The following is a 6857-nucleotide window of genomic DNA, read 5'->3' as shown; positions in this document are numbered from 1 at the left end:
GCCCCCGCACCAGTTCACGCGACACCACCCCCCCCCGACCCCCCCCCCCGCCCCGCCGGCGCGGGGCCCCCCCCCGCTCCCGCGCCCCCCCCCCCCACCGGTCCTTCTCCGGGCGGAAGGCACCCGAGGCTCGGGCGGAAAGCGTCCGGCGCGTCTGACGGACGGCGCCTCGGGCCGCTCCGCCCGTGTGGGGACGCCGACGCTCGCGGACACCATGCCGGTACGGCCCGCGGCGGCCGTGGTCCGGTCCGGTGCGGCCTCGTGACCGGCGCCGCACCCGCGTTCCTCACGGGAGCCCGCGACCAGGAAGAGGCTGTGGTCGACGGCCGGCGCAAGGCCCGCCGCGAAGGTGCCGAGGACGGCGATGATCCCGACCGCGAGGGGAAGGCAGGCGGCCCCGACGCTGCCGAACACCCACAGCAGCTGGGGCAGAGCCGTCGTTCGAACGCCGCGCCGGGTCCGGAGGAAGCCGGCCGCCCCGGTTCGTACGGCCCTCACGGGACCAGCCGGTACGACTCGGCGCCGGCCACCTTCGGACCGGCGAGCACCCGCACGACCATGCGGCCGCCGGCAGGCCCAGGCCGCAGGGCGCCGACCGGCCTGCCGCCGTCGTGGCACGCAGCACCAGGTCGGGGACTCCGCCGTGGAAGCGTTCGGTCGGCACGTCGTCGGCGCGCAACGAGGGCGATCCCGCCGGGGCCCGGCCGCCGGTGGCGAGGTGCCCGGTGACGCCGTGTACGAGCAATCAAACAGGGCCCGCCGTTCGAGTGAGGCCACCGCCGCACACCGGTATCGGCGACCGGTGTCGGACTTCCCCGGCCGCAGCGACACCAAGCCCGGTGTCGCGCTCGACTCCGGACGGCCCTCACCCCCGGTCCCGGCACCACGCACCGCCCCTCGCCGATCCGCCGCGCCCCGCACGCGGTGACCCGGTCCGACACCGTCCTGACTCCTTGGCGGACGCCTTCCGGCCGCGGCTGGTCGGCGTGGCCGCCGGCCTGCGGGGCAGCCGGACGTCACAGCGGTGCGCGGGCGACTGTCATGACATAGGCCCCGAACAGCAGCGAGACCACCGCGAGGGCGCCGACGACGAGGACGGCCTGAGCCGGACGCGCGCGCCGGCTCCGCACCAGGGCGCGGGCCAGCGGGATCAGGAGGGGGAAGGCGGGAAGCAGGAAGCGGGGCTTGGAGGAGAACGAGCCCGAGCCGCCCACGACCACCACGACCAGCATGCCCGCGAAGACCACCAGCGCCAGCGGGGCGCGGTCCAGGCAGAGCAGACCGAACAGCAGGACGGCCGACACGACGATCACCAGGTCCGCCGCGTAGACGAAGCCCCCGCCGTGCAACAGCAACCCTTTCAGGAAGCGCAGAGAGCCGAGTCCGAAGTCGAACCGTGAGTTCCAAGCGCGCTGCACGCCGAAGTAGCCGTCCAGGAGATCACCGGTCCGGTGCCCCACCCACAGCACATAACCGAGCCAGCCGAGGGGCGCCAGCAGGCACCCGGCCCACAGCCCGACGGGGACGCGGCCCCGTAGTCGCACCGCCTCGTACGCGCCCGCGACGAGGACGGCCACCGCGACCGCGAAACCGCTCGGCCGGGACAGACCGGCGAGCGCGGCGAGGGCACCGGCCCCCAGCCAGCGGCCCTTGAGTACGCAGTACAGGGACCAGGCAGCGAGGGCGGAGAAGAGGGACTCGGTGTAGGCGATGGTGAGTACGACGGACTGGGGCAGGACGGCCCACAGGGCGACGAGCGCGACGGCGACGGCGCGGCCGTACAGGTGGTCGCCGATCCGGTAGACGCCCCACGCGGCCACGACGGCCGCCGTTCCGGCGACGAGCAGCGCGGCCTGGCCGGGGGTGAGCGGCAGGGCCGTCGTCAGGGCGCGGATGAGCCCGGGGTACAGCGGGAAGAACGCCCAGTCGGCCTGCACGGCTCCCCTGCGCGTGATCTCGATGAGGTCCCCGTAGCCGTACGTGGCGATGTGCAGGTACCAGCGGGAGTCCCAGACGTGGGCCAGGTTCCGGACCAGGGGGCGTCCCGTGAAGTGGTTGGCCAGGACGACGGCGCCCACTCCGGCGATCCGGACGGCCACGAACAGGATGAGGGCGGTTACCAGACCGGACGGGGTCCGGCGGACGGATCCGGGGTCGGCGGCCCCGAACAGGACGGCGGACTCGGGCCGCGGGACGGAAGACGTGCTCACACTCCGACCTTCGGTAGCGGCTCACGGCGGCGCAACTCGACCCGGGGGTTTCTCACGGTCTTCCGCACTGGTTCAGATCCTGGCGACCCGCGTCACACAGGGACCCCCTTGATCGATCATTCACCGGGCGGTTTAGCATATGAGCGCCACCCAGCTCGATCGAGAGATTCAGGTCTGTGACTGTCAACGACGACTCGTTCACCAACTGGAAGAACCGCGAGGAGATCGCGGAGTCGATGATCCCGATCATCGGGAAGCTGCACCGCGAGCGGGACGTGACGGTCCTCCTCCACAGCCGCTCCTTGGTGAACAAGTCGGTGGTCAGCATCCTCAAGACGCACCGGTTCGCCCGCCAGATCGCCGGCGCCGAGCTCTCGGTCACCGAGACGATGCCCTTCCTGCGGGCACTCACCACGCTCGACCTCGGCCCCTCCCAGATCGACATCGGCATGCTCGCCGCGACCTACAAGGCCGACGACCGGGGCCTGGGCGTCGAGGCGTTCACCGCGGAGGCGGTCGCCGGGGCCACCGGCGCCAACAAGATCGAGCAGCGCGAGCCGCGGGACGTCGTCCTGTACGGCTTCGGCCGCATCGGCCGCCTGGTCGCCCGGCTGCTCATCGAGAAGTCCGGCTCCGGCAACGGGCTGCGGCTGCGGGCCATCGTGGTGCGAGGCGGCGGCGGCCGGGCCGCCGAGGACCTCGTCAAGCGTGCCTCGCTGCTGCGCCGCGACTCCATCCACGGCCAGTTCCAGGGCACGATCACCGTCGACGAGGAGAACAGCACGATCCTCGCCAACGGCAACGAGATCAAGGTGATCTACGCCGACGATCCGTCCCAGGTGGACTACACGGCGTACGGCATCCGGGACGCCATCCTCATCGACAACACGGGCAAGTGGCGGGACCGCGAGGGCCTTTCCGAGCACCTGCGGCCCGGTATCGAGAAGGTCGTCCTGACCGCGCCGGGCAAGGGCGACGTCCCGAACATCGTGCACGGCGTCAACCACGACACCATCAAGCCGGACGAGCAGATCCTGTCCTGCGCGTCCTGCACCACCAACGCGATCGTGCCGCCGCTGAAGGCGATGGCCGACGAGTACGGCGTGCTGCGCGGGCACGTGGAGACCGTCCACTCGTTCACCAACGACCAGAACCTGCTGGACAATTACCACAGGTCGGAGCGTCGTGGCCGGTCCGCCCCGCTCAACATGGTCATCACCGAGACGGGTGCCGCGTCCGCCGTCGCGAAGGCGCTGCCCGACCTCAAGGCGCGGATCACCGGCAGCTCGATCCGGGTCCCGGTGCCGGACGTGTCGATCGCGATCCTCAACCTCCAGCTGGCCCGGGAGGCGTCCCGCGAGGAGGTCGTGGACTACCTCCGCGAGGTGTCGCTGACCTCGCCGCTGAAGCGCCAGATCGACTTCATCACCGCCCCGGACGCGGTCTCCAGCGACTTCATCGGCTCGCGCCACGCGTCGATCGTCGACGCCGGCGCCCTGAAGGTGGAGGGCGACAACGCGATCCTCTACCTCTGGTACGACAACGAGTTCGGCTACTCCTGCCAGGTGGTCCGGGTCGTGCAGCACGTCTCGGGCGTGGAGTACCCGACGTTCCCGGCGACGGCGGTCTGACGCTCCCCACGTTCAGCGGCCCGGCTGCCCTGCGAGTGCAGGGCAGCCGGGCCGTTTGCGCTGCACCCCTCTTGACGCGCCCACGCCCCGATGGCAGCTTTTTATCGATACAAACGCTTCGCGAACACCGTTCCAGATATCGAACATCCGGCTTCTCGGACAGGAGTGCCCACGTGCCCACCGCCACCGGGATCATCAACCTCGACATCGCGGGCCCGACCATCAGCCGCCACCTCTACGGCCACTTCGCCGAACACCTCGGCCACTGCGTCTACGGCGGCTTCTGGGTCGGCGAGGACTCCCCCATCCCCCACGCGGGCGGCATCCGCCTGGACGTCGTGGAAGCACTGCGCGCCCTCGACATCCCCAACCTCCGCTGGCCCGGCGGCTGTTTCGCCGACGAGTACCACTGGCGGGACGGCGTCGGCCCGCGCGAGCAGCGGCCCCGGATGGTCAACACGCACTGGGGCAACGTCGAGGAGAACAACCACTTCGGCACCCATGAGTTCATGGCTCTGTGCGAACTCCTCGGCGCCGAGCCCTACATCAGCGGCAACGTCGGCTCGGGCACCGTCCGCGAGATGAGCGAGTGGGTCGAGTACCTCACCCGGGACGGCGACAGCCCCATGGTGCGGCTGCGCAAGGAGAACGGCCGTGAGGAGCCGTGGCGAGTGAAGTTCTGGGGCATCGGCAACGAGACCTGGGGCTGCGGCGGCAACATGCGCGCCGAGTACTCGGCCGACCTGGCCCGCCAGTACGCCACCTACTGCCGCGACCACGGGGACAACAAGCTCTACCGCATCGCCTCGGGCGCCTCCGACGCCGACTACAAGTGGACCGAGACCCTGATGCAGCAGATCAGCTGCTTCGGCTGCGAGGCCACCCCGAAAAACTTCTTCCAGGGTCTGTCCGTGCACTACTACACGCTCGCCGGCCCCTGGGAGGCCAAGGGGAGCGCCACCGAGTTCGGCACCGACGACTACTACCGCACGATGCTGTCGGCCCGCCGTATCGACCGCATCCTCACCGGCCACTCCACGGTGATGGACGTCTACGACCCGGGCCGCACGGTCGGCCTGGTCCTCGACGAGTGGGGCACCTGGTGGGACGTGGAGCCCGGCACCGACCCCGGCTTCCTCTTCCAGCAGAACACCCTGCGCGACGCACTGGTGGCGAGCACCCACTTCGACATCTTCCACAAGCACGCCGCCCGTCTGCACATGGCCAACATCGCCCAGACGGTCAACGTGCTCCAGGCCATGCTCCTGACCGACGGCGACGCCCTGGTCCTGACCCCGACCTACCACGTCTTCGAGATGAACAAGGGCCACCAGGAAGCCACTTCGCTTCCTGTGCACCTACGCGGCGAGGACACCCGGCGCCGGGTGGGGGACGCCGAACTCGACACCCTCTCCGCCTCCGCCAGCGTCAAGGACGGCAAGGTCCTGATCTCGCTGAGCAACCTCGACGCCGAGGAACCCGCCGACATCACCCTCGACCTGCGCGGCGGCACCCTCGGCGAGCCGACCGCCCGTGTCCTGACGGCCGACAAACTCCAGGCCCACAACTCACCGGGGACCTCAACAGCCGTCGCACCGAAGGACTTCGAGGATCTCACAGCGATCGCCCACGGCCTGCGGCTCTCCCTCCCGCCTCACTCGTTCGTCACCGTCCAGGCACCTCTGAACCCGCGCTGACCCTCAGGAGTGCGCACATGACCCGATCCCCACGTCCGCTGCCCGCGCGCCAACTGCGGCCGCCGATGGGCTGGAACAGCTGGGACTGCTACGGCACCACCGTCACCGAGGAAGAGGTCCTCGCCAACGCGGAGTTCATGCGCGGGCACCTGCTGCCGCACGGCTGGGACACCGTGGTCGTGGACATCCAGTGGTACGAGCCCACCGCGCGGGCCCACGGCTACAACCCGGCCGCCCCGCTCGTCCTGGACGACCACGGCCGCCAGCTCCCCGCACCGAACAGGTTCCCCTCCGCCGCGGCCGGGGCCGGGTTCGGGCCGCTGGCCGGGCAGGTGCACGGCATGGGCCTGAGGTTCGGGCTGCACATCATGCGGGGCATCCCGCGGCGGGCGGTCGAGGCGGAACTCCCGGTGCTGGGGACGGAGTTCACGGCCGCCGACGTGGCCGACACCGACTCCGTGTGCCCCTGGAACTCCGACAACTACGGCCTCGACCACGACCACCCCGCCGCCCAGGCCTACTACGACAGCCAGGTGGCCCAATTCGCCGAGTGGGGCGTCGACTTCGTCAAGGCCGACGACATGCTCTTCCCGTACCACGAGCGGGAGATCGCCGCCTACGCGCGTGCCGTCGAGCGCAGCGGGCGGCCGATCGAGCTGAGCCTCTCCCCCGGCACGGACATGTCCCTCGCGCGCCTCGACCACCTGCAGGAGCACGCCACCATGTGGCGGGTCTGCGACGACCTGTGGGACCGCTGGGAGGACGTCGAGGCACAGTTCGCGCGGATGGCACGCTGGGCTCCCTGGCAGGGCCGACAGGGCTGGGCGGACGCCGACATGCTGCCGCTGGGCCGTATCGGCATCCGCGCGGAGCGCGGCGCGGACCGCCAGTCGGCCCTCACCCGCCCCGAGCAGATCAGCCTGCTCACTCTCTGGCTGATCTCCCGCTCACCGCTGATGATGGGCGGCGACCTGCCCACCAGCCCGCACGAGACCATCGAACTGCTCACCAACGACGAGGCGCTCGACGTCCTGTGGCACAGCACCGGCAACCGGGAGGTGCTGCGGGAGCGGGACCTGGTGCTGTGGACCGCCCGGGACACCGACGGGCACACCCGGTACGCGGCGGTGTTCTCGCTGGCGGACCAGGCGCGCCGCTTCGAGGTGCCGCTGGGCTCGATCGGAGCCGACCCCCGCCACCAGGTCCGGGAACTCTGGACCCGCACCGACACCGCCCACGACGGGCGGCGGCTGACCGTCGAACTGCCCGCCCATGGCGCCGCCCTCTATCGTCTTGCCGAGGACAGCGGGCGGGAGTGA

The 6857-nt window shown here is 71.0% G+C and carries 4 protein-coding genes; 3 read left to right on the top strand and 1 reads right to left on the bottom strand.

All coding sequences use genetic code 11. From position 1 onward, the window contains the following. Positions 1-1016: 1016 nt before the first annotated feature. The gene (locus ABTY98_RS36330; protein ID WP_352225379.1) at positions 1017-2210 is read right to left on the bottom strand and encodes a glycosyltransferase family 39 protein; all 1194 of its coding nucleotides are present in this window, start codon (positions 2208-2210) and stop codon (positions 1017-1019) included. A 176-nt stretch (positions 2211-2386) separates the two neighbouring features. Between ABTY98_RS36330 and ABTY98_RS36325 the strand changes: the two genes are divergently transcribed. The 3 genes from ABTY98_RS36325 to ABTY98_RS36315 all read left to right on the top strand — a co-directional run bounded on the left by ABTY98_RS36325 (position 2387) and on the right by ABTY98_RS36315 (position 6857). Beyond that, a complete protein-coding gene (locus ABTY98_RS36325) occupies positions 2387-3841 on the top strand; it encodes a glyceraldehyde-3-phosphate dehydrogenase (RefSeq protein WP_352225378.1) in 1455 nt (484 codons plus the stop codon). Between the two features lie 173 nt (positions 3842-4014). Then, entirely contained in the window at positions 4015-5538 is a 1524-nt protein-coding gene (locus tag ABTY98_RS36320; protein WP_352225377.1) for an alpha-N-arabinofuranosidase, read from the top strand. Positions 5539-5555: 17 nt separating this feature from the next. Next, positions 5556-6857: a glycoside hydrolase family 27 protein gene (locus ABTY98_RS36315; RefSeq protein WP_352225376.1), complete on the top strand. Its 1302-nt coding sequence runs from the start codon at positions 5556-5558 to the stop codon at positions 6855-6857.

This window comes from Streptomyces sp. NPDC096040, assembly GCF_040303265.1.
Lineage (GTDB): Bacteria > Actinomycetota > Actinomycetes > Streptomycetales > Streptomycetaceae > Streptomyces.
This window is presented reverse-complemented; position numbering and strand designations above follow the sequence as displayed.

Excerpts from the sequence above, each read along its gene's own strand:
- ABTY98_RS36315 (WP_352225376.1), top strand. The coding sequence starts at position 5,556 with ATGACCCGATCCCCACGTCCGCTGCCCGCGCGCCAACTGCGGCCGCCG.